Genomic DNA, 19,178 nt, shown 5'->3' on the forward strand with positions numbered 1-19,178 from the left:
CCTCGTCCCTCAGGTCTCTTCGCCTGCGACCCTAGCTGTCGGCGGCGCATGGCACGATCGGCACGGGACGAATTCCACACCGGGAGAGGCGCGCTGTGTTCTGGTTCTTGGCTGTAGCGATGGTCGTGGTCGTCGCGGCGGTCACCCTGGTGGTGGTCGGCGGCGGCGACGGTGAGGTGCTGCCCGAGGCCGCGCCGGAGGGCCTGGTGGATCCGCTGCCGGAGACGCGGCCGGTGGGCCGGGCGGACGTCGAGGCGCTGCGGCTGCCGGTGGCGGCGCGCGGCTACCGGATGGCGGACGTGGACGACGTACTGGCCCGGCTGGGCGCGGAGCTGGCGGAGCGGGACGCCCGGATCGCGGAGCTGGAGGCGGCGCTGGCCGGCGCGCAGGCGCAGGCGGTGTCGCGCCCGGACCTGTTCAAGAAGCCGGGCGGGGAGGACGAGCGGTGACGGAGGACGGCATGTCGATCGCGGGCCCCGACGGCCGGCTCCGCTGCCCGTGGGGGCTGTCGGCGGAGGACTACGTCGCGTACCACGACGAGGAGTGGGGCAAGCCGGTCCGCGGCGACGACGCGCTCTTCGAGCGGCTGTGCCTGGAGGCGTTCCAGTCGGGCCTGTCGTGGATCACGATCCTGCGCCGGCGCGAGGGCTTCCGGAAGGCCTTCGAGGGCTTCCGGATCGCGGAGGTGGCGCGCTTCGGGGAGCCGGACAGGGAGCGGCTGCTGGCGGACGAGGGCATCATCCGCAACCGCGCGAAGATCGACGCCACCCTGGCGAACGCGAAGCTCCTGGCGACCTGGGCACCCGGTGACCTGGACGCCCTGATCTGGTCCCACGCCCCCGAGCCCGGCCGCCCCGCGCCGCGCACCCTGGCCGACGTCCCGGCGGTGACGCCGGAGTCGACGGCCCTGTCGAAGGCCCTCAAGAAGCAGGGCGTCCGCTTCGTCGGCCCCACCACGGCCTACGCCCTGATGCAGGCCTGCGGCCTGGTCAACGACCACCTCGAAGACTGCGCGATGCGCTGACGGGCGCCGCGCCGCGTCACCCCGCCCCGGCAGGGGCGGGGCGGGAGCGGAGCCTCGCGTCAGCGGCCCAGGTACTTCGGCTTCTCCTTCGCCAGGAAGGCCCGCACCGCGATCGTGTGGTCCTCCGACGCGCCCGCCTTGGACTGGAGCTCGTCCTCCTTCTCCAGAGCCTCGTCGAGGGAGTGGTCCGCCCCGTAGGCCAGGGACTCCTTCAGCGCCGCGTACGAGACCGTCGGGCCCTCCGCCAGGGTGCGCGCGACCGCCTCCGCCTCCTTGGCGAGGTCCGCCGCGGGGACCAGGCGGTTCACGATGCCCAGCTCGTACGCCTCCTGCGCCGTGATCGACCGGGGGAACAGCAGCAGGTCCGACGCCCGGCTCGCGCCGATCAGCCGCGGCAGCGTCCACGACATGCCCGAGTCCGCCGTCAGCGCGACACCCGCGAAGGACGTGTTGAACGACGCGGTGTCCGCCACCACCCGGTAGTCCGCCGCCAGCGCGAAGCCGAAGCCCGCCCCCGCCGCGACACCGTTCACGCCCGCCACCACCGGCTTCTTCATGCCGGCCAGGGCCCGCGTGATCGGGTTGTAGTGCTCACGCACCGTGCTCATCACCTCGGTCGCGCCGGACTCGTGGGCCGCGAGCAGCAGGCCCACGTGCTCCTTCAGGTCCTGCCCCACGCAGAACGCCCGGCCCGTCGCCGTCAGCAGCACCGCCCGAACGGCCGAATCGGCCGCGGCCGCCTCCGCCGCGTCCCGGAGCGCCACCTTCGCAGCCACATTCATCGCGTTCATGGCCTCGGGCCGGTTGAGCGTGATGGTGGCGAGCCCGTCGCTCACCTCGTACAGGACGGTGTCGGCCATGGCAGATCCCCTTCGGACGGTCATCGTTGATCGCTGATCCGACCAGCATGGCGGAGTTCTGCCCCCATGGAACATGTGAGCTGTGTCAAAGATTCGGCGCGCCGTCCGGGAGCCAGGGCGGCGAAGTATCGCAGGCCGTTCGCCGAAATGGACGGTTTTGCGAGAGCGCGTTGCGGAAGCGATGCAGTCCGATGTTGGTCATCGGGTCCGTTGATGCGGGATAATGACCAGGAAGCAATGTGTTCGATGCCGGTGACGCGTGCTCCTCCGGGGCAGCCGTCGGCGACGATGAGCTGGTTTCAGGAAGGGGAACGAGCATGGCGGCCATGAAGCCGCGGACGGGCGACGGCCCGCTCGAGGTGACCAAGGAGGGGCGGGGCATCGTCATGCGCGTTCCGCTCGAAGGCGGCGGTCGGCTTGTCGTCGAGCTGACTCCGGACGAGGCCGATGCACTCGGCGACGCCCTGAAGAAGGTCGTCGGCTGACGCGAAACGCGCCCCCGATTTCGCACCGCCCCGGCACGGTCCCCAGGACCGCGCCGGGGCGGTGCGGTGTCTGAGGCGGTCGGGCGGATCGTCCTGGGCGGTGGGCCGGATCGTCCTAGGGACGCCGTACCGCGCAGAGCAGCCCGTCGCCCACCGGCAGCAGCGACGGCAGCAGTTCCTGGCTCTCGCGTATCGCCCGCAGCAGTTCCCGCACCCGCAGCACCTCCGCCGGCTGCGCCGCCGAGTCCACCGTGCGGCCCTCCGCGAACATGCCCTCGAAGCAGACCAGGCCGCCCGGGCGCAGCAGGCGCAACGATTCAGCGAGGTAGTCCAGGCACTCCAGCCGGTCGCCGTCGCAGAACACCAGGTCGTACCCGCCGTCCGCGAGCCGCGGCAGCACGTCCAGCGCGCGGCCGGGGATGAAACGCGCCCGGTTCCCGGCGAAGCCCGCCGCGCGGAACGCCGTCTTCGCGAACTGCTGCCGCTCCGGCTCCAGGTCCACCGTGGTCAGGACCCCGTCCGGCCGCATCCCCTGCAGCAGATAGATCCCCGACACGCCGGTGCCGGTGCCGATCTCCGCCACGGCCTTCGCGTCCGCCGTCGCGGCGAGCAGCCGCAGCACGGCGCCGGTAGACGGCGACACCGAGGGCAGCGCTGCCTCCCGGGCCCGGTCACGGGCCCAGCGCAGCGCTTCGTCCTCGGCGACAAAGGCGTCGGCGAACGCCCAGCTCGTCTGCCGGTTGGCGGTAATGGCCCTCTCCTGTCCCCGTAGTTGGCGCAACGGTGACTGTATCCGCTGTGCCCGGGAACCCGCAGATGGGACCGGGCGTTCATAAGGGACAGAGAGGGACGCGCGAGAGAACCGCGCGAACGGGGGGGTACGGGATGGCACCGACGGCGACGACCTGCGAGCCGGTCCCAAATTCGCGTAAAGATTCTTATCCGGAGCTAACGGGCGAGGTGGCTATGGTAGGGGCTCCACTGGACACCACCAGAGCCGACAGGGGAGGTGCGGCTGCGCCTGTGGATCGGGGAGGACTGCTTCGGCGTCTTCTCAGGTCGGCGGGTGAGCCGAAATCCGTGACCGAGACCGCTGACCGTTTCCGCACCGACGACTCCGCACCCACCACCGCGACCTTCGCATCGGACGCGGACGCCCAGGCGTGGACTCCGCCCACGTGGGAGGAGATCGTCAGCACGCACAGTGGTCGGGTCTACCGCCTCGCCTACCGCCTCACCGGCAACCAACACGACGCCGAGGACCTCACCCAGGAGGTCTTCGTCCGCGTCTTCCGCTCGCTGTCCACGTACACGCCGGGCACCTTCGAGGGCTGGCTGCACCGCATCACCACGAACCTGTTCCTGGACATGGTCCGCCGCAAGCAGCGCATCCGGTTCGACGCGCTCGGCGACGACGCGGCGGAGCGGCTGCCGAGCCGCGAGCCGTCCCCGCAGCAGGCGTTCAACGACACCCACTTCGACGCGGACGTGCAGCAGGCGCTGGACACCCTCGCGCCCGAGTTCCGCGCCGCGGTCGTCCTCTGTGACATCGAGGGGCTCTCGTACGAGGAGATCGCCGCGACGCTCGGCGTGAAGCTGGGCACCGTCCGCAGCCGGATCCACCGCGGCCGTTCCCACCTGCGCAAGGCCCTGCAGCACCGCTCCCCGGAGGCCCGGGCGGAGCGGGCGTACGCGGCGACGGCGCCGACCGCCGTCGTCGGCTGGGAGGGCGGAACCGCGTGAGCAGCTCCAGTCCCGTAGGTCCCACCCCCGTGGAACACCACCTCGGGGACCGGCTCGCCGCGCTCGTCGACGGCGAGCTCGGTCATGACGCGCGCGAGCGGGTGCTCGCGCATCTCGCCACCTGCGCCCGCTGCAAGGCCGAGGCCGACGCGCAGCGCACCCTGAAGAACGTGTTCGCGCAGACCGCGCCGCCGCCGCCGTCCGAAGGGCTTCTGGCGCGCCTTCAAGGACTGCCCGGCGGACCGGGCGACCCAGGCGGTAGCGGGGGCGGCGGCCTCCGCGGCCCCTTCGGCCCGGTCGACGGGATGGACGGCGTCGAGGGCTTCGGCGGCGGCGGTGTCTTCGGCGGCAACGGCTTCGCGACCGCGGCGGCGGTCGACCCGCGGGCCGGCTTCCGGATCCACGAGGTCGCCCGGCCCGGCCAAGACCGCGCGGGACGCGGGCGCCGGTTCGCCTTCGCGGCGGCCGGTGCGGTGTCCTTCGCGGCCATCGCCCTCGGCGGCGCGCTGCCGCTGGAGGCGGCGGTCGAGGCCGGTGCGCGCGGTGAGGGCGCGGGCGCGTCGGTGTCGCCGGCGCGGTCCGGCGGCGGCGCGCAGAGCGTCGGCGAAGGCGTCGAGGACCGCCGCGGGGGCGCGGCGGAGCGGCCGGCCCCGATGCTGGTCAACGCGGCGCGGCTGAACGCCGATCCGTGGAACGCGGCCCGGCTGAACGCGGCCCGGCTCAACGACGCCCGGCTGAACGCGGCGTCGAGCGTGCAGTTCCAGTCGCCGGTCACGCCGCTGCTTGTGATGTCTCCGCTGATACGGCCCACGGGCTCGGCGATCCAGTCGGCGTTCACCGTCCCCCCGACCCACACCCCCGAACCGACCCGTCTCACGGCTCCGAGCCACCCGAGCGACCCGCTCGCGTCCCGGCGTTGACCCGAACCTGATTGAATCCTCGGGGCAGGGACAGGACACGCTGTGACGGGGAGAGCATGGAAGACGGGAAGACCACCGGCCGGAAGCCGAAGTGGTGGAGCCGCCCGGCGAGCAGGCCCGAACCGGGCGCTGAACCGGACCCGGTGATATCCACCCAGGAGGAGCCGGCGCCGGGCGGGCACGCCCCGGCGCCGACCGACCCGGACGGCGACTTCACCCTCGCCGCCCCGGCGCAGCCCGCGCCCGCGAGCGACGAGACGGCCCAGCAGGCCGCAGCGACCGACGCAGCAGAGCCCGCGCCGGTCGCCGACGCGGAGCCCGCCGACGCGGCTCCCGAAGCGGCCCCCGAGGCCGCGCCCGCGCCGGTCGTCGACGCCGACCAGCCGGCCGCGGTCGGCGACGCGGTGGAGACCACCGTTCCGCAACCGGCGCCGGAGCCCGCGCAGCCGGGCGGTGACGCCGCTCCCGTACCGGCGCAGCCTGCGCCGTCGCACGGCGAGACCGCTCCCCTCGCGGCCTCCGAGGCCTACCGGGCGCCCGGTCAGCCGCTGCACGAGCCGGACGAGTACAGCACCCCGCCCTACGGCGGACCCGGGCCCTGGGCGCCCGCGCCGCCCGTACAGCGGCCCGTACCGCCCCAGGGCCCGGCCGTACCGCCGCAGGCCCAGGGCCCGGCTGTACCGCCGCAGGCCCAGGGCCTGGCCGGACCGCCCCAAGGGCCCGCCGTACCGCCGCAGGGTCCCGCCGTACCGCCGCAGGCCCCGGCCGTGCCCGCGCAGGCACACGCCCACGCCCCAGCCCCCGCGTCCGCTCACGGTCCCGCGCCGGTCCCCGCGCCCGTCATGCCCGCCCCCGCAGCCCCCGCCTCCCCCTGGGTGCGGTACGACCCCTGGAGTGCGCCGGGGGCCGGTCCCGCTGTCCAGGCGCCGGGCGACGGCAAGAGGAAGCGGCGTGGCGTCGGCTGCGCCGGGCTGCTGGCGCTCGTGCTGGCCGCCGGGATCCTCGGCGGAGGCGTCGGCGCGTACATCGAGCGGACCGGCGGGCTCAACACCGTCGAGCTCCCGCAGGCCGGCTCCGAGGACATCGGCCGCGCCCCCGACAGCGTCGCCGGCATCGCCGCCAGCGCGCTGCCCAGCGTCGTCACCATCCACGTCAAGGGCGGCGGCTCCGCCGGCACCGGCACCGGCTTCGTCCTCGACGGCAGCGGCCACATCCTCACCAACAACCACGTCGTCGACCCCGCCGGCAGCGCCGGCGACATCTCCGTCACCTTCAGCAGCGGCGAGACCGCCGAGGCCACCCTGGTCGGCAAGGACAGCGGCTACGACCTCGCCGTCGTCAAGGTCAAGGGCGTCAGGAACCTCAAGCCCCTCCCGCTCGGCAACTCCGACAACGTCCGCGTCGGCGACCCCGTCGTCGCCATCGGAGCGCCGTTCGACCTCCAGAACACCGTCACCTCCGGCATCATCAGCGCCAAGGAGCGCCCGATCACCGCCGGCGGTGAGAAGGGCGACGGCAGCGACATCAGCTACGTCGACGCCCTGCAGACCGACGCGCCCATCAACCCCGGCAACTCCGGCGGCCCGCTCGTCGACTCCAAGGCCCGGGTCATCGGCATCAACAGCGCCATAAGGGCCGCCGGCAACGGCGACAACCCGACCAGCGGCCAGGCCGGCTCCATCGGCCTCGGCTTCGCCATCCCGATCAACCAGGGCAAGCGCGTCGCCGAAGAGCTGATCAACACCGGCAAGGCCACCCACCCCGTCATCGGTGTGAGCCTCGACATGCAGTACACCGGCGACGGCGCGCGGGTCGGCGAGAAGGGCAAGGACGGCACCCCGTCCGTCACGCCTGGCGGCCCCGCCGCGCAGGCGGGAATCCGGCCCGGCGACGTCATCACCAAGGTCGACGGCCAACGCGTCCACAACGGCGAGGAGTTGATCGTGAAGATCCGCGCCCACCGGCCCGGCGACCGGCTCGCCCTGACCGTGGTGCGCGGCGGTTCCGAGCAGACCAGGACGTTGACCCTCGGTTCCGCGCAGGGCTCCTGATCGTCATGCGGCGGCAACCACAGCGGAAACCGGGAGGTACCGCGCCGTCGGGTTCGGCGGGTACCTTGGACCGGGCCCGGACCTCCTGAAGGAGCAGCAAGGTGTTCAACGACATCGGCATACTCGAGCTCGCCGCGCTCGTTGTCCTCGCCGTGCTCATTTTCGGCCCGGACAAGCTTCCCAAGGTCATCCAGGACGTCGCCGGTTTCATCCGCAAGGTCCGGAGCTTCTCCGAGAGCGCCAAGCACGACATCCGCAGCGAGCTGGGCCCCGAGTTCAAGGACTTCGAGTTCGAGGACCTCAACCCGAAGACGTACCTGCGCAAGCAGCTCTCCAAGGAGGGCGGCGAGCTCGGCGAGCTCAAGGAGCTGCGGGACACCTTCGACCTCCGCAAGGAGATGAACGAGGTCGCGGACGCGGTGAACAGCCGCGACGCCGAGCCGGAGCCGCCGTCCGTCCCGGCGGGGAGCGTGAACGGCACGAAGCCGGATCTGCTGAAGAAGACCGACGACGCGCCCGCGCGCCCCGCGTTCGACCCCGACGCCACCTGACACCCCACACCCGTTCGGCCGCCAAATCCCGGGCGGCCGGAGCGGGATGGATATCCTCGACTGTCGTCCGCCGATGCGGACACGAAGGATCGAGGAGGCGGCCGGAGATGGAGACGACGAGTCGGGTGGAAGGGGTGCCCGCTGCCCGGCGTACTGCCGAGGGCTTCCTGCGCGCCCCGTTCGCCTGGTACGGGCTCGACGAGGCCTTCACCGGGCCGCGCTGGCTGATGCAGGTCGGCACGGCCGCCGACGGGGCCGTGCAGCACGGTTCGCTGGGCCACGGTGACGAGCCGACGATAAAGACGGACGCGGGAGGCGCGGAGAAGGAGCGCTTCGCCGTGGTCGTGACGGTCGCCGCGAGCCCGGTACGGCGGTCGGGGGACGGTACGGGGGTGCTGGACGCCACGACGGTCTCCTCGGCCGCGTGGCTGGCCGGCTCCGGCCTCCTGGCGTACACCTGGCCCGGCCAGCTGGACCACACGCTGCGGAACGACTGGCTGGACCAGCAGACGGAGGCGGCGTTCGAGCTGGCGGACGACCTGGAGGGCCCGGAGTGGTCCTCGCTGTCGCTGCCGGTGGACGGGGTGCCGATGCCGTTCCACTACCGCGAGTCGGAGTTCGGCTGGGTGCTGGCGGGGACGACGTCCGCCGGGGTGCACCTGGGGGCGTACGGCAGGGGCATGAGCGCGTACGGTCTGGGCTTCTCGGCAGTCGCCGACCTCAACACGTACGCCTGACGGCAGGTACGACGAAGGGCACCCCGGATCGGGGTGCCCTTCGTCGTACCTGCCGTCAGAACTTGTTGCGCGGGGTGATGCCCAGGCTCATGCCTGCCAGGCCGCGCTGGCGGCCGCCGAGCTTGCCGGCGATGGAGCGCAGGGCGGAGCCGGCGGGGGAGTCGGGGTCGGTCAGGACGACCGGCTTGCCCTCGTCGCCGCCCTCGCGAAGGCGCACGTCGATCGGGATGGAGCCGAGGACCGGCACCGTCGCGCCCGTGGTCCTCGTCAGGCCGTCCGCGACCTTCTGGCCGCCGCCGGTGCCGAACACGTCGACCATCTCGTCGCAGTGCGGACACGGCAGCCCGGACATGTTCTCGACGACGCCGACGATCTTCTGGTGCGTCTGCACCGCGATCGAGCCGGCCCGCTCGGCGACCTCCGCGGCGGCCTGCTGCGGGGTGGTCACGACGAGGATCTCCGCGTTCGGGACCAGCTGCGCCACCGAGATCGCGATGTCGCCCGTACCCGGGGGGAGGTCGAGCAGCAGGACGTCCAGGTCGCCCCAGTACACGTCCGCGAGGAACTGCTGCAGCGCGCGGTGCAGCATCGGGCCGCGCCACACCACCGGAGCGTTGCCAGGGGTGAACATGCCGATGGAGATGACCTTCACGCCGTTCGCCGACGGCGGCATGATCATGTTCTCGACCTGCGTCGGACGGCCGTCCGCGCCCAGCATCCGCGGCACGCTGTGGCCGTAGATGTCCGCGTCGACGACGCCGACCTTCAGGCCGTCCGCGGCCATCGCCGCGGCCAGGTTCACGGTCACGGAGGACTTGCCGACGCCGCCCTTGCCGGAGGCGACCGCGTACACGCGGGTCAGCGAACCGGGCTTGGCGAACGGCACCTCGCGCTCCGCGGTCGTGCCGCGCAGCGCCGCCGCCAGCTCCTTGCGCTGCTCGTCGCTCATCACGTCGAGCGAGACGTCCACGCCGGTGACGCCCTCCACGCGGGAGACGGCCTCCGTCACGCGCTGGGTGATCGTCTCGCGCATCGGACAGCCGGAGACGGTGAGGTAGACCGTCACGGCGACCTTGCCGTCGTCGGCGATCTCCACCGACTTCACCATGCCGAGCTCGGTGATCGGTTTGTTGATCTCGGGGTCGTTCACCGTCGACAGCGCTTCGAGCACCGCGTCTTCCGTAGCCATACCGACGATGGTACGGCGCGGACCACCGGCCCTGGAAAGGATCTCAGCGGTCGGGTACGTCACTCCGCCGGTCGCCGTCCGCCGGGAATAGACCGCGCCGCTCTCCGTGCCGCTCCCCGTGCCGCTCCTCCTGCCGCTCCTCCAGCTCCTTCAGCAGGTCCTGCAGCTCCGAGCGGATCCAGTCCCGCGTCGCGACCTCGCCGAGGCGCATCCGCAGCGCCGCGACCTCCCGGGTCAGGTACTCGGTGTCGGCGATGGACCGCTCGTTCTGCTTGCGGTCCTGCTCCAGGTTGACCCGGTCCCGGTCGTCCTGCCGGTTCTGCGCGAGCAGGATCAGCGGGGCGGCGTACGAGGCCTGCAGCGACAGGGCCAGCGTCAGGAAGATGAACGGGTACTCGTCGAACCGCAGCGAGGCCGGCGCGAACACGTTCCACCCGATCCAGACGATGACCGTCAGGGTCATCCAGACCAGGAACCTGCCCGTGCCGAGGAAGCGGGCGATCCGCTCCGAGAGCCGGCCGAAGGCCTCCGGGTCGTACTCCGGGAGCAGCCGCAGCGGCCGCTCGCGCGGCAGGTCGAGCCGGATGCGGGGCAGCCCCCGCTCCCGCTCGGCCCGGTCCCTTTCCCGCTCGCGCTCAGCCATGGCCCGCGCCCGCCAGGAAGTCCGTCTCCCGCCAGTCCTCCGGCAGCAGGTGGTCGAGGACGTCGTCGACCGTGACCGCGCCGAGCAGCGAGCCGCTCTCGTCCACCACCGGCGCGGCGACCAGGTTGTACGCGGCCAGGTAGCCCGTCACCGCAGGCAGCGGGGTGTCCGGGGCCAGCGGCGGCAGGTCGTTGTCCACCAGCGCGCTGACCAGCGTGAACGGCGGGTCCCGGAGCAGCCGCTGGAAGTGCACGGTGCCCAGGAACTTGCCGGTCGGCGTCTCGTCCGGCGGCCGGCACACGTACACCTGCGCGGCCAGCGCGGGCGAGAGGTCCTGCTGGCGCACCCGCGCCAGCGCGTCCGCGACCGTGGAGTCCGGGCGCAGCACGATCGGCTCGGTGGTCATCAGTCCGCCCGCGGTCCGCTCCTCGTACGACATCAGGCGGCGCACGTCGGCCGCGTCGTCCGGCCGCATCAGCGTGAGCAGCCGCTCCTTGTCCTCCTCCGGCAGCTCGGAGAGCAGGTCGGCCGCGTCGTCCGGGTCCATCGCCTCCAGGACGTCCGCGGCCCGCTCCTCCTTGAGCTTGCCGAGGATCTCGATCTGGTCGTCCTCCGGCAGCTCCTCCAGGACGTCGGCGAGCCGGTCGTCGTCGAGGGCGGCGGCGACCTCGGCGCGGCGCTTGGCGGAGAGATGGTGCAGCACGTTCGCGAGGTCCGCGGGGCGCATCCGCTCGAAGGTGGCGACCAGGCTCTCCGCGCCCTGCGCGTCCTCCTCCAGGGAGAAGCCGGTGACCGCGGACCACTCGACCGTCATCGTCTCGCCCTTGCGGCTCAGCACCCCGGCCTTGCCGCGACGGACGTAGACCCGGTCGATCTCCCAGTCGCGGCGGGCCGGCAGCTGCTGGATGGCCACGTCCAGGACGGTGACCTCCTCGTCGGTCTGCACCAGCGTCACCCGCCGGTCGAGCAGCTCGCCCAGGACCAGCCGCTCGGTCGGGCGCTGCTCGAAGCGCCGCATGTTGACCACGCCGGTGGTGATCACCTGGCCGGACTCGACTCCGGTGATCCGGGTCATCGGCACGAAGATCCGGCGCCGGCTCAGCACCTCGACCACCATGCCGAGCAGCCGGGGCGGGCGGCGTCCGACGCGGAGCATGGCGACCAGGTCGCGCACCCGGCCGACCTGGTCGCCGTTGGGGTCGAAGACCTGGGACCCGGCGAGGTGCGAGACGAAGATCCGGGGGGCGCCTGCCGCCATGCCCGCGCCTCCTCCACGCCCGTGTCATGAATTGCCGCTTTATGACGGGTTCAGGCTAGCCCGTGCCGTTCCGTGGCGCTCCGGAAACGAGTCCGTACGGCTGCCTGCCGGGAGCGGTCGGCGGCACAGGTACGCTGCGGTCTGCCCCGCCTCCGTACAGGAAGCCCAGGCACCCCCCCCACACGCTCTTCCACAGGCAGACGAGAGGCAGTGCGCCGGTGAGCACTCTCCCCCTGGCAACGCGGGCCCGCAGGGCCGCCGTCCCCGTCGCGCTCTGTGCCGGTCTGACGGCGCTGCTCGCGGGCTGCGCGGAGGACCCGGACGAGGGCACCAACGGCGTCGGCAGGCTCTCCGCCACGGCGATCGAGGAGAAGGCGCAGTCGGCGGCGGACGCGGCCAAGGCGGTACGCCTCTCGGGCACGCTGGTCAGCAAGGGCGGCACGTACAAGCTGAACATGCGGCTCAAGGAGGGCGGCGCGGCCGGCTCCGTCACGACGAAGAACAGCACCTTCGAGCTGCTCCGGGTGGGCGAGGCGCTGTTCCTGAAGGCCGACGCGGGCTTCTGGGCGCACGAGGAGCAGGCCGGCGGGTCGGCGGGGCCGGCCGACACGGAGGCCGCGGACAAGCTGCAGGACAAGTACGTGGTGGTCCCGCAGGGCGACCCGTCGTACAAGCAGCTGCGCGGCTTCACCGACATGGACCTGCTGCTCGACGGGCTGCTGGGGCTGCACGGCAAGGTCGAGAAGGGCGACCGGGACCGCATCGGCGGCGTCCGCACGGTCAAGGTGAAGGGCGGTCAGGAAGGCGAGGGCGGCACCCTCGACGTCTCCCTGGACGGCATCCCGTACCCGGTGCAGTTCGCGCGCGGCGGCGGAGCGGGCGTGGTGGTGCTGTCCGAGTGGGACAAGGACTTCCCGCTGGCGGAGCCGGCGAAGGCGCAGACCGTCGACTACGGCAAGCAACTGCCGAAGACGAAGGCCGACTAGCCGGCCCGCGCGTTCGGCCCCCTCAGCGGCGCTTACGGCGCTTCAGCAGCAGTTTCGGCAGACCCGCCGGGATCGGCCGGCGGGTCGTCGCCGCCGTCGGCAGCGGGGCGGCGGCGAGCGATCCGTCCGGCAGTTCGGTGATCGCGTCGCGCGGGGTCAGCCGCAGCACCCGGCACTCACGCGCCCAGCGCTCGGGCATCGCCTCGCCGTCGGGCGCGTTCAGCCGCTTGCCCTTCAGCTCGGCCACGGCCGCCTCCCACTGCTCCGAGTGCGGGGCGAGTTCGGTCACGGCGGCCGTCCAGGCGACGACCCGGCCGCCCTTGTCCTTGCTGCGCACGGTCACCTCGGCCGTGCCGCCGGCCGTCAGACCGGGCAGCGGCTGCTCGCCCGGACCGTCGCCGACGACATGCGCGGCGCCGTCGAACCAGACGTGCCACAGCGCCCGGGCCGGGCCCGCGCCCCTCACCCAGATGAGGCCGGACTTCTTCGTGGCCTCCTCGACGAGGGCGGGGCCGAGCAGCGCGTCATTCATGGCACGAAGCCTAGCGACCCGCCCCGCGCGGCCGCCTACAGCCAGCCGTTGCGCTTGAGCGTGCGGTGGATGGCGAAACAGACGACCGCGATCCCGGTCATCACCACCGGGTAGCCGTACTCCCACCTCAGCTCCGGCATGTAGTCGAAGTTCATGCCGTACACGCCGCAGACCGCCGTCGGGACGGCGATGATCGCGGCCCACGAGGTGATCTTGCGCATGTCCTCGTTCTGCGTGACCGTCGCCTGCGCGAGGTTGGCCTGCAGGATCGAGTTCAGCAGCTCGTCGAAGCCGACGACCTGCTCCTGGACGCGGGCGAGGTGGTCGGCGACGTCCCGGAAGTACTTCTGGATGTCGGGGTCCACCAGCCGCATCGGCCGCTCGCTCAGCAGCTGCATCGGCCGCAGCAGCGGGGTCACGGCCCGCTTGAACTCCAGGACCTCGCGCTTGAGCTGGTAGATCCGGCCGGTGTCGGCACCGCGTCGGGAGCCCTTCGCCGGCGGCGAGAAGACGTCGATCTCGATCTGGTCGATGTCGAGCTCGACCGCGTCGGCGACCGCGATGTAGCCGTCGACGACGTGGTCGGCGATGGCGTGCAGCACGGCGGAGGGCCCCTTGGCCAGCAGCTCCGGCTCGCCCTCCATGCGGTGCCGCAGATTGCGCAGCGAGCCCTGCCCGCCGTGCCGGACCGTGATGACGAAGTCCCGGCCGGTGAAGCACATCACCTCGCCGGTCTCCACGACCTCGCTGGTGGCGGTGAGTTCGGCGTGCTCGACGTAGTGGATCGTCTTGAAGACCGTGAACAGGGTGTCGTCGTACCGCTCCAGCTTGGGCCGCTGGTGGGCGTGCACGGCGTCCTCGACGGCGAGCGGGTGCAGCCCGAACTCGGCGGCGATACCGGCGAACTCGGCCTCGGTGGGCTCGTGCAGACCGATCCAGGCGAAGCCGCCGCCCTCCCGTACGCGGTGCATGGCCTCGCGCGGGGTCAGGCAGGCGCGGTCCTCCACGCGGCCGCCGTCGCGGTACACGGCGCAGTCCACGACGGCGGAGGAGGCCGACGGGTCGCGGGTGGGGTCGTACGGCGGAGCGGCGGCGGCGCCGTACGCGCCGACCGGCTTGCGGAGGGAGGTGCGCAGGGACGGGCGGACCGCTGCGCGCAGGTCACGGATCATCGACATGGGCGGGCTCCTTCACGGAGAGGCCGTCGGCGAGACGTGGCACAGCCCGGAATGAGGACGTCGAGGAACAGTGCTGCATCCCACGTCCGCAAAGCGGGCGGCACCGCTTCGGACGCGGTGACGGCGTTCGCTACAGACAGGTAAAGGCGAGATGCTCTTCCGTCGTGCGACAGGCCCGGCGCCGGAGCGCGGGCGACCGCGAGGAACCCGCGGGAGCGGGAAATCAGCGGGAGGGATGCACCTGGGCGAGGTGCGGCAGGGCGGAAGAGCGGTTGGTACTGCCCGATCGACTTCGATTCACCGCAGCCCCACCTCCTCCGGCCGGTCCCCCGTAGGGGATGACGTGATGACGTGCAGTCGGGACACCCGACCAGCGGCCAAGACTATCAGCCGACAGAGGGTCAATCCCTTCCTTTGCCCGTTCCATACGCGCTTTATGCTCGCCGCATGGGAGAAGTTCTTGCTCTTGTCGAGGCCCGGTTGCTCACGGCGCTCGGCGAACCGGACGCGCGGGCCGCGGTGACGTTCCTCGGCACGGACCGGATCGAGGTACTCCGCTTCAGTGCGGGCGGTGACGGGCTGGTGCGGTACGCGACCCTCGGCATGTCCGCGCAGCCGATGGCGGACCCGACGGCGGTGCTGGCCGACCCGGTGAAGGGGCCCCGCGCCGAACTGGTGCTGACGGTACGGGCGGGGATCGCGGACACCGACAAGGTGCTCCGGCCGCTGGCGGTGCTCGCGGCCTCGCCGCAGGTCGAGGGCGTCGTCGTGGCGCCCGGGGCCTCGCTGGACGTCGGTGAACCGCTGTGGCCCGAGGCCCCGTTCACCTCCGTGCTTGTCGCACAGTCGGGCGGCCTGGTGGAGGACCTGGACCTGGAGGAGCCGATGGAACCGGTGCGGTTCCTGCCGCTGCTGCCGATGACGCCGAACGAGGCGGCGTGGAAGCGGGTGCACGGGGCGCAGGCGCTGGAGGAGCGGTGGCTGGCGAAGGGGACGGACCTGCGCGACCCGCTGCGCCGGCCGGTCACGCTGGACTGACGGCACACCGGGAGGGCCGTGCGATCCCTCGAACGGCCGAGCGGTATGCCGTCACTCGGCGGATTGCCCCACTCCGGACGGGTGATCGTCCTTGACGTCTCGCCGACCGGGGAGCACCGTTGAGCCCTATGAGGGGCGAACCCAGTTGCCCGAAGTGTGGTGGCCGGGTCAGGGCGCCCGGTCTCTTCGCCGACTCCTGGCAGTGCGCCGTGCACGGAACCGTGCACCCGCTGCAACCGGTGGTCCCGCCCAGTGTGGAGGCCCTGGGGGTGGTGGTGCACCGCGCCCAGGTACCCGTCTGGATGCCGTGGCCACTGCCGGTCGGCTGGCTGTTCACCGGGGTCGCGTGCGCCGGGGACGACAGAAGCGGAGGCCGCGCCACGGCGGTGGCCTGCTCGGGGCCCGGGCCGCTGGGCGGCATCGGCGAGCTGGTGCTGGTGGCGGAGGAGCTCGGCGTCGGTCTCGGCGCGCGGTACGCGGGCATGGACGGCCCGGACCCCGGCCCCGGCATGAACGTCGAGAAGCCGCCGCAGGCCAAGGTGCTCGCCGCCGGCCGCCCGACCCCGCTCTGGCACGTCAACGGCGGCCCGACGGACCGCGCCGTCTTCGCCGGCGAGGCCCGCGGCCTCTGGCTCTGGGCCATCGTCTGGCCCGAGCAGTCGGGCCTCCTGATGTACGACGAACTGGTCCTGACGGACCTGCGGGACGCCGGCGCGGAAGTCGAACTCCTCCCCTGCGGCGCCCTGACCCCACGCCTGCTGTCCTGAGCCACGGTCGGGCGCAGCCGCCCGCCCATGACGGGACACCCGCCTCGGCGCCTGCGCACCGAGGCGGAGTTCGGCGTGGAGAGGGGCGGGGGGTTCGGCCGCTATGCTGGGGCGTCCCCCCAGTCCGTTCCGAGCCCGGTTGGAGTCACGCGTCGTGCGTATCGACCTGCACACCCACTCCACGGCCTCCGACGGTACGGACACCCCCGCCGAGCTGGTCCGCAACGCGGCCGCCGCCGGGCTCGACGTGGTCGCGCTGACCGACCACGACACGACCCGCGGGTACGCCGAGGCCGTCGCCGCGGTGCCCGAGGGGCTCACCCTCGTCACCGGCGCCGAGCTCTCCTGCCGGATCGACGGCATCGGGCTGCACATGCTCGCGTACCTCTTCGACCCCGAGGAGCCCGAGCTGGCGCGCGAGCGCGAGCTCGTGCGGGACGACCGGGTGCCGCGCGCCCGCGCCATGGTCGCCAAGCTCCAGGACCTCGGCGTGCCCGTCACCTGGGAGCAGGTCGCCCGGATCGCCGGCGACGGCTCCGTGGGCCGCCCGCACGTCGCCGAGGCGCTCGTCGAGCTGGGCGTCGTACCGGACGTGTCCGGGGCCTTCACCCCGGACTGGCTCGCCGACGGCGGCCGCGCGTACGTCGAGAAGCACGAGCTCGACCCCTTCGACGCCATTCGCCTGGTCAAGGCCGCCGGCGGCGTCACCGTCTTCGCGCACCCGCTCGCCGTCAAGCGCGGCGAGGTCGTCCCGGAGGACGCCATCGCCCGCCTCGCCGCCGCCGGTCTGGACGGCATCGAGGTCGACCACATGGACCACGACGAGGCCACCCGGGTGCGGCTGCGCGGCCTGGCCGGGGAGCTGGGTCTGCTCGCGACCGGCTCCAGTGACTACCACGGCAGCCGCAAGACCTGCGTCCTCGGCGAGTTCACCACGGACCCCGAGATCTACGGCGAGATCACCCGCCGTGCCACCGGCGCCTTCCCGGTCCCCGGGACCGGAGGACGCGCCTAGGCCCTGGCCGCCGCTGCGGCCACCGCCCGATCCGGCACCCGCGGCCGGCCCCGACCGGGGCCCGGCCGTCGCGAGCGCCGGCGGGCGAACCCGCCGGACCCGCCCCACGACCACGACCGACGCCCCGCCGTCCGTCCCGTGACCGAGGGCCGCGGTCCGGCCCTTCCCGATGCGCCCCCGCCTCGGCCCCGACCGTCATGAGGCCGGTACCGGAGCTTCCGGTTCCGTACGTCGCGTGCCGGGTCCCCACCTACACCCCACCCACTCCTGCAAGGCTCACCGTGTTCGACGTCGCCGTCTTCGGCTCGCTGTTTCTGACCCTCTTCGTGATCATGGACCCGCCCGGGATCACGCCGATCTTCCTCGCCCTCACCTCGGGCCGCCCCGCCAAGGTGCAGCGGCGCATGGCCTGGCAGGCCGTCGCCGTGGCCTTCGGCGTCATCACCGTGTTCGGCATCCTCGGCCAGCAGATCCTCGCGTACCTGCACGTCTCCGTCCCGGCCCTGATGATCGCCGGCGGTCTGCTCCTGCTGCTCATCGCGCTCGACCTGCTCACCGGCAAGACCGACGAGCCCAAGCAGACCAAGGACGTCAACGTCGCCCTCGTCCCGCTCGGCATGCCGCTGCTCGCCGGACCCGGCGCGATCGTCTCCGTGATCCTCGCGGTGCAGCACGCCGACGGCGTGGACGCGCAGATCTCCGTCTGGGCCGCCATCGTCGCCATGCACGTCGTGCTCTGGCTGACCATGCGCTACTCGCTCGTGATCATCCGCCTGATCAAGGACGGCGGCGTCGTCCTCGTCACCCGCCTCGCCGGCATGATGCTCTCCGCCATCGCCGTGCAGCAGATCATCAACGGTGTCACCCAGGTGATCCAGGGGGCCTGAGCCCCGCCGCGGCGCCCGCCGCACACCACTGCGCCCCCGTACGGATTCCGGATTCCGGAGTCCGTGCGGGGGCGCGGTGCGTGGGTCCTGCGTACGGCGTTACGAGGCCGAGGCGTCGGCCGGGCGGATCCAGATGCGCTGGCCGATCGAGGCGGCCTGCTGCACGATCCGGTTGACGGAGGCGGCGTCCACGACGGTGCGGTCGACGGGCGTGCCGTCGATGTCGTCGAGTCGCAGAATTTCGAAGCGCACGGGCTTCTCCCTTCGTCTGAGTTGATCCTCCTGAGGAGAACTGTGTGTCGTCGGGTGACAACCTGCATGCGCCCGCAAACATTCCCTACGCTAAGGAAATTTTTTGGATGGCTAACTACTGATCGGTACGACCCGCTCCGCCATCGACCAGAACGCCGCCAGCCGCTCCGCCAGCTCCTTCGGATGCGAGACGTTGGGGGAGTGCCCCGCGCCCGCCACCACCGTGTGCTCCGCGCCCGTCTGCGCGGCCACCGCCGCCAGATACGGCACCGGCCAGACCATCTCGTCCGCGCCGTACGCGAGGTGCAGCGGCAGCGGCAGCGCCGACAGCTCCGCCGCACCCTCCGCATCGCTCAGCAACAACCGTCCCGCGCCCGCCAGTTGGGCGATCCGCGTGCGCATCCAGCGACGCCGCAGGAACGACACCAGCTCCGGCGGGTCCGCCGCGCCCGGCTCCTCGCCCCGGCTGTCCAGCCAGCGCGTCGCGCGCCACACACGCTCCTTCGGCAGCAGCGCCAGCGCCCCGCGCAGCGCCCGTACGCGGATGCGCTGCGGCCGTGCGACCCGCCCCGGGCCCGACGACAGCAGCGTCAGCGAAAGGAACACGCCCGGCGCCGCGCCGGCCGCCGCCCGCGCGACCAGGCCGCCGAAGGAATGGCCCAGCAGATGCACCGGGCCGTCGTCCAGCGCCGCCGCCTGCGCCACCGCGTCCAGCGCCAGCGCCCGCCGGCGGTACGCGGCCCGGCCGCGCGGCCCCGGTGTCTCGTGCTGACCGCGGCCGTCGACGGCCACGACCCGGTATCCGGCCTCGCTCAGCGGGCCGAGGAGCGCCAGGAAGTCCTCTTTGCTGCCCGTGTAGCCGGGCAGCAGCAGCGCGGTGCCGCGCCGTTCGCCCGGCGGCTCCGTGTCGAGCACGGCGAAGTCGCCGCGCGCGGTGGTCAGTCGGCGGGCCCGGGTGCGGGGCGGCAGCGCGAGGGAGCGGGGCTTGCTCATAGCAGCGACTGTATCCGCAGGTCGGGAGGGAGAGACGACCGCGGCCCGGTCCCTGGGAAGGGACCGGGC

Annotated in this window: 22 protein-coding genes; 13 read left to right on the forward strand and 9 right to left on the reverse strand. The window is 72.8% G+C overall.

All coding sequences use genetic code 11. The annotated features are described in order from the left end of the window. Positions 1–107: 107 nt before the first annotated feature. Entirely contained in the window at positions 108–449 is a 342-nt protein-coding gene (locus ACGFMM_RS04375) for a hypothetical protein (protein WP_393643012.1), read from the forward strand. Positions 450–460: 11 nt separating this feature from the next. Further along, positions 461–1,024, forward strand: a complete 564-nt coding sequence (locus ACGFMM_RS04380; protein WP_393643014.1) for a DNA-3-methyladenine glycosylase I — start codon at positions 461–463, stop codon at positions 1,022–1,024. A 59-nt stretch (positions 1,025–1,083) separates the two neighbouring features. On the opposite strand, the gene ACGFMM_RS04385 is transcribed toward ACGFMM_RS04380, so the two are convergent. After that, on the reverse strand, positions 1,084–1,884 hold the full coding sequence (locus ACGFMM_RS04385) for an enoyl-CoA hydratase/isomerase family protein (protein WP_393643016.1): 801 nt from the start codon (positions 1,882–1,884) through the stop codon (positions 1,084–1,086). A gap of 317 nt (positions 1,885–2,201) precedes the next feature. Here ACGFMM_RS04385 and ACGFMM_RS04390 point away from each other — a divergent pair, with 317 nt between their 5' ends. Then, entirely contained in the window at positions 2,202–2,369 is a 168-nt protein-coding gene (locus ACGFMM_RS04390) for a DUF3117 domain-containing protein (protein ID WP_003966491.1), read from the forward strand. 115 nt (positions 2,370–2,484) lie between these two features. On the opposite strand, the gene ACGFMM_RS04395 is transcribed toward ACGFMM_RS04390, so the two are convergent. Beyond that, positions 2,485–3,150 (reverse strand): O-methyltransferase, encoded by a 666-nt coding sequence (locus ACGFMM_RS04395; RefSeq protein ID WP_393643018.1) that lies wholly within the window; start codon positions 3,148–3,150, stop codon positions 2,485–2,487. A gap of 185 nt (positions 3,151–3,335) precedes the next feature. Here ACGFMM_RS04395 and sigE point away from each other — a divergent pair, with 185 nt between their 5' ends. From sigE to ACGFMM_RS04420, 5 genes are all read left to right on the forward strand, one after another. After that, a complete protein-coding gene (gene sigE, locus ACGFMM_RS04400) occupies positions 3,336–4,112 on the forward strand; it encodes an RNA polymerase sigma factor SigE (protein ID WP_393643020.1) in 777 nt (258 codons plus the stop codon). A gap of 29 nt (positions 4,113–4,141) precedes the next feature. Then, a complete protein-coding gene (locus tag ACGFMM_RS04405) occupies positions 4,142–5,032 on the forward strand; it encodes an anti-sigma factor family protein (RefSeq protein ID WP_393643022.1) in 891 nt (296 codons plus the stop codon). Positions 5,033–5,088: 56 nt separating this feature from the next. After that, complete coding sequence (locus ACGFMM_RS04410) at positions 5,089–7,083, forward strand: trypsin-like peptidase domain-containing protein (RefSeq protein WP_393643023.1); 1,995 nt, start codon at positions 5,089–5,091, stop codon at positions 7,081–7,083. A gap of 101 nt (positions 7,084–7,184) precedes the next feature. Then, a complete protein-coding gene (locus tag ACGFMM_RS04415) occupies positions 7,185–7,634 on the forward strand; it encodes a sec-independent translocase (RefSeq protein WP_393643025.1) in 450 nt (149 codons plus the stop codon). A gap of 107 nt (positions 7,635–7,741) precedes the next feature. Further along, positions 7,742–8,371, forward strand: coding sequence for a hypothetical protein (locus ACGFMM_RS04420; protein WP_393643027.1), 630 nt, complete (start codon positions 7,742–7,744; stop codon positions 8,369–8,371). A gap of 55 nt (positions 8,372–8,426) precedes the next feature. Here the strand turns inward: ACGFMM_RS04420 and ACGFMM_RS04425 are convergent, their stop codons facing one another. From ACGFMM_RS04425 to ACGFMM_RS04435, 3 genes are read right to left on the reverse strand one after another with little or no spacing between them, the layout of a single operon-like run. After that, on the reverse strand, positions 8,427–9,560 hold the full coding sequence (locus ACGFMM_RS04425; protein WP_393643028.1) for an Mrp/NBP35 family ATP-binding protein: 1,134 nt from the start codon (positions 9,558–9,560) through the stop codon (positions 8,427–8,429). Between the two features lie 43 nt (positions 9,561–9,603). Next, entirely contained in the window at positions 9,604–10,203 is a 600-nt protein-coding gene (locus tag ACGFMM_RS04430; protein ID WP_393643030.1) for a DUF1003 domain-containing protein, read from the reverse strand. Further along, entirely contained in the window at positions 10,196–11,461 is a 1,266-nt protein-coding gene (locus ACGFMM_RS04435) for a magnesium transporter MgtE N-terminal domain-containing protein (protein WP_393643032.1), read from the reverse strand. Before ACGFMM_RS04435 ends, ACGFMM_RS04430 begins: the two co-directional genes overlap by 8 nt. A gap of 218 nt (positions 11,462–11,679) precedes the next feature. On the opposite strand from ACGFMM_RS04435, the gene ACGFMM_RS04440 reads away from it, so the two are divergent. Further along, the gene (locus ACGFMM_RS04440) at positions 11,680–12,447 is read left to right on the forward strand and encodes a hypothetical protein (RefSeq protein ID WP_393643034.1); all 768 of its coding nucleotides are present in this window, start codon (positions 11,680–11,682) and stop codon (positions 12,445–12,447) included. Positions 12,448–12,469: 22 nt separating this feature from the next. Here ACGFMM_RS04440 and ACGFMM_RS04445 read toward each other — a convergent pair whose 3' ends face one another. Continuing rightward, on the reverse strand, positions 12,470–12,979 hold the full coding sequence (locus ACGFMM_RS04445; protein ID WP_393643035.1) for a hypothetical protein: 510 nt from the start codon (positions 12,977–12,979) through the stop codon (positions 12,470–12,472). A gap of 35 nt (positions 12,980–13,014) precedes the next feature. After that, positions 13,015–14,157 carry a magnesium and cobalt transport protein CorA gene (locus ACGFMM_RS04450; RefSeq protein ID WP_393643037.1) on the reverse strand — a complete coding sequence of 381 codons (1,143 nt, stop codon included), beginning with the start codon at positions 14,155–14,157 and terminating at the stop codon, positions 13,015–13,017. 447 nt (positions 14,158–14,604) lie between these two features. Here ACGFMM_RS04450 and ACGFMM_RS04455 point away from each other — a divergent pair, with 447 nt between their 5' ends. The 4 genes from ACGFMM_RS04455 (at position 14,605) to ACGFMM_RS04470 (ending at position 17,864) form a co-directional block, all read left to right on the forward strand. Continuing rightward, positions 14,605–15,195 carry a suppressor of fused domain protein gene (locus ACGFMM_RS04455; protein WP_393643039.1) on the forward strand — a complete coding sequence of 197 codons (591 nt, stop codon included), beginning with the start codon at positions 14,605–14,607 and terminating at the stop codon, positions 15,193–15,195. Between the two features lie 128 nt (positions 15,196–15,323). Then, a complete protein-coding gene (locus ACGFMM_RS04460; protein WP_393643041.1) occupies positions 15,324–15,962 on the forward strand; it encodes a DUF6758 family protein in 639 nt (212 codons plus the stop codon). 154 nt (positions 15,963–16,116) lie between these two features. Continuing rightward, positions 16,117–16,977: a PHP domain-containing protein gene (locus ACGFMM_RS04465; protein WP_393643042.1), complete on the forward strand. Its 861-nt coding sequence runs from the start codon at positions 16,117–16,119 to the stop codon at positions 16,975–16,977. Between the two features lie 281 nt (positions 16,978–17,258). Next, complete coding sequence (locus tag ACGFMM_RS04470; protein ID WP_393643044.1) at positions 17,259–17,864, forward strand: MarC family protein; 606 nt, start codon at positions 17,259–17,261, stop codon at positions 17,862–17,864. Between the two features lie 99 nt (positions 17,865–17,963). Here the strand turns inward: ACGFMM_RS04470 and ACGFMM_RS04475 are convergent, their stop codons facing one another. Together ACGFMM_RS04475 and ACGFMM_RS04480 are read right to left on the reverse strand one after the other, a co-directional pair. Continuing rightward, the gene (locus tag ACGFMM_RS04475) at positions 17,964–18,116 is read right to left on the reverse strand and encodes a hypothetical protein (RefSeq protein ID WP_393643046.1); all 153 of its coding nucleotides are present in this window, start codon (positions 18,114–18,116) and stop codon (positions 17,964–17,966) included. A 111-nt stretch (positions 18,117–18,227) separates the two neighbouring features. Beyond that, positions 18,228–19,109, reverse strand: a complete 882-nt coding sequence (locus tag ACGFMM_RS04480) for an alpha/beta fold hydrolase (protein ID WP_393643048.1) — start codon at positions 19,107–19,109, stop codon at positions 18,228–18,230. Between the last annotated feature and the right edge of the window lie 69 nt (positions 19,110–19,178).

It is taken from the genome of Streptomyces sp. NPDC048604 (genome assembly GCF_043199435.1).
Taxonomy (GTDB): Bacteria; Actinomycetota; Actinomycetes; order Streptomycetales; family Streptomycetaceae; genus Streptomyces.

What these genes read in the sequence shown, in the direction of transcription:
- ACGFMM_RS04450 (WP_393643037.1), bottom strand. Translation starts at nt 14,157, where the DNA reads ATGTCGATGATCCGTGACCTGCGCGCAGCGGTCCGCCCGTCCCTGCGC.
- ACGFMM_RS04445 (WP_393643035.1), bottom strand. Translation starts at nt 12,979, where the DNA reads ATGAATGACGCGCTGCTCGGCCCCGCCCTCGTCGAGGAGGCCACGAAG.
- ACGFMM_RS04380 (WP_393643014.1), top strand. Translation starts at nt 461, where the DNA reads ATGTCGATCGCGGGCCCCGACGGCCGGCTCCGCTGCCCGTGGGGGCTG.
- ACGFMM_RS04425 (WP_393643028.1), bottom strand. Translation starts at nt 9,560, where the DNA reads ATGGCTACGGAAGACGCGGTGCTCGAAGCGCTGTCGACGGTGAACGAC.
- ACGFMM_RS04435 (WP_393643032.1), bottom strand. Translation starts at nt 11,461, where the DNA reads ATGGCGGCAGGCGCCCCCCGGATCTTCGTCTCGCACCTCGCCGGGTCC.
- ACGFMM_RS04480 (WP_393643048.1), bottom strand. Translation starts at nt 19,109, where the DNA reads ATGAGCAAGCCCCGCTCCCTCGCGCTGCCGCCCCGCACCCGGGCCCGC.
- sigE (WP_393643020.1), top strand. Translation starts at nt 3,336, where the DNA reads ATGGTAGGGGCTCCACTGGACACCACCAGAGCCGACAGGGGAGGTGCG.
- ACGFMM_RS04460 (WP_393643041.1), top strand. Translation starts at nt 15,324, where the DNA reads ATGAGGGGCGAACCCAGTTGCCCGAAGTGTGGTGGCCGGGTCAGGGCG.
- ACGFMM_RS04420 (WP_393643027.1), top strand. Translation starts at nt 7,742, where the DNA reads ATGGAGACGACGAGTCGGGTGGAAGGGGTGCCCGCTGCCCGGCGTACT.
- ACGFMM_RS04410 (WP_393643023.1), top strand. Translation starts at nt 5,089, where the DNA reads ATGGAAGACGGGAAGACCACCGGCCGGAAGCCGAAGTGGTGGAGCCGC.
- ACGFMM_RS04455 (WP_393643039.1), top strand. Translation starts at nt 14,605, where the DNA reads ATGGGAGAAGTTCTTGCTCTTGTCGAGGCCCGGTTGCTCACGGCGCTC.
- ACGFMM_RS04390 (WP_003966491.1), top strand. Translation starts at nt 2,202, where the DNA reads ATGGCGGCCATGAAGCCGCGGACGGGCGACGGCCCGCTCGAGGTGACC.
- ACGFMM_RS04430 (WP_393643030.1), bottom strand. Translation starts at nt 10,203, where the DNA reads ATGGCTGAGCGCGAGCGGGAAAGGGACCGGGCCGAGCGGGAGCGGGGG.
- ACGFMM_RS04385 (WP_393643016.1), bottom strand. Translation starts at nt 1,884, where the DNA reads ATGGCCGACACCGTCCTGTACGAGGTGAGCGACGGGCTCGCCACCATC.